Raw genomic sequence first — 2,001 nt, 5'->3', positions numbered from 1 at the left:
CCACCCAGCCCCACCACCCGTTTCCGCAGCTCAGAACCCCGGCGACACGCGCCCGCCTCCCGCTGCCACCACCGCGAGCCCTCGGTCGCCGGTCGCCGCGAGCCCTCGCCCCGGTCCCCTCGCAACAGGCCCAGGCGCACCCCGTTGCCCAGGACCCCGGCCGCAGCTCATCAGCGCAGGTCCAGCCCCCCGCCGGCGCAGGCCCCAGTCACCAGCCCGAGCCACAGCCTCACCCGCCGGCCCCGCGCCCTCACCGGCCCCGCGCCCTCAGCCCCCTCGCCAGCCCTACGCCTCAGCCCCACCCGCCGCCCCCGCGCCTCAGCCCCACCCGCCAACCCCGCACCCTCAGCCTCACCCGCCCCCTCAGTCCCCCTCGCCGACCGCTCCGCTCCCCCTGAGTGCCCCGAGGAACGCCAGCAGCCGGGGGCGCTGCTCCTCCGCCAGGGCGCCGCAACGGCCGCCGGTCGCGGTGGTCGCGCGGGGGTCCTCGCCGGTCGCGGCGCCGCTCGGGGCGCAGAGCGCGGCCCTCCGCGCGGACGCGTCGGCCTCCACGGCCTCGGCCAGGGCGCGCAGCTCGGGGTCCACCGCCCCGCGCACCTGCCCGGCGACGGCGACCGCCGAGGCGGCCAGGTCCGACACGCCGTCCGCGGCCAGGGCGCAGGTGGCCGGGTCCAGGCGCTCGCAGGACAGCAGCACGCCGTCGACCCGCGCCCTGACCTGCTCTGCGACGCTCACCACCGTTGTGACGGGCGTCGCTCCGGTGGCCGTGGTGTTGCGCGCCCCGACGACCAGCAGCGCGCACACCCCCAGCACGGCCAGCACCTCGGCGACCTGACGGACGCGGTGGAACATAGGGGAACACTCCTCCGTGCACAGCTTTGACCTGCACGAATGACCCACTCCCCCGAGTGGTCGGTCATCCGTGCCCATGTCCCGCTGTGTACGTCACCCGATCGGACTATCTGAGCCCCGAAAGAGCGCTAAAAATTTCTTCGGGAAAACCTCTCAGGAGTTCTCACCCCGTGCCGACGACAGGCCTGCGGAACACACCGCGCGGTTCGAGCAAGGAGACGGACATGGCGACTTGGATGCTCATCGTGACGACCGGGGTCCTGCTGGTCGGTCTGGTCGCGTGGCGGATGCGCGTCGCGAACGGCACCCTCGACCGGATCCTCGCCGAGGAGAACGAGCGCGCGGCGTTCGAGGGCTGGGCCTTCGTCCGCGCGGCCGTTCCTACGCAGGTCAGCGCCCCCGCGGCGGTCCCGAGCCACGCCCTGCGCCGCTCGGCCTGACGCACGTCGCCAGCCCGAGCGGACCCCCGGTCCGCTGGTCAACGGCGCGGTAGTGGCAGAGGCAGCCCCGAGGGGCGGGCCCACCACGAGCCGCGCCATTCGGCTGAGAACGGCCGGGCGCCAACCGGGGCGGGACTCCGCCCGCACCTCGCAACCGAAAAGCAACCGAGCACAACCGAAGAGCAACCCCGGACCCCGAACGGCCACCGGCGACAACCGAACGACAACCGATGACAACCAAAAAACAACCGGACAACCGAAAAGCGATCCGCACAACCGAAAAGCAACCCGGCACAACCGAGAAGCAACTCGGCAACCGAAGGACAACCGGGACACCGCGTCCGAGCTGAACCCGCTCCGCGACCCCGCCCCAGACCTCAGCCCCACCCCCGGCCCCAGCCGTGGCCCCACCCGCGCGATGACGAGGCAGCCCCCACGAGGCGAGCGCCCGCCGCGACACCCCCGCCGCGACACCCGACGGCTCCCCGGCCCGCCCCCGCGTGCGCACCGCCCGCGCCCCCGGCGCCGGCCGCCCCCGGCTCGACCACCCCCGCCCGATCGCCCGGCTTTCACCCGATCGAGCGCGCCACTCCCTTCACAACCCCCACCCCCGTGCCGGTCCCCCGTGCGGAGCCCACGCGGCGCGCTGTCAGCGCGCCCACCCCCAGCGCGCCCACCAAGCGCCTGACCAGGGCCTCCGCCCCCGAGC

2 protein-coding genes are annotated in these 2,001 nt (G+C 74.8%); one reads left to right on the top strand and one right to left on the bottom strand.

Annotated features, from left to right (window positions below; genetic code table 11):
- Positions 1–363 precede the first annotated feature (363 nt).
- A complete protein-coding gene (locus ACTUAL_RS23705; protein WP_096492831.1) occupies positions 364–852 on the bottom strand; it encodes a hypothetical protein in 489 nt (162 codons plus the stop codon).
- 224 nt (positions 853–1,076) lie between these two features.
- On the opposite strand from ACTUAL_RS23705, the gene ACTUAL_RS23700 reads away from it, so the two are divergent.
- Positions 1,077–1,292: a hypothetical protein gene (locus ACTUAL_RS23700; protein ID WP_440901792.1), complete on the top strand. Its 216-nt coding sequence runs from the start codon at positions 1,077–1,079 to the stop codon at positions 1,290–1,292.
- The last annotated feature ends 709 nt before the right edge of the window (positions 1,293–2,001 follow it).

This window comes from Actinosynnema sp., assembly GCF_052038725.1.
This window is presented reverse-complemented; position numbering and strand designations above follow the sequence as displayed.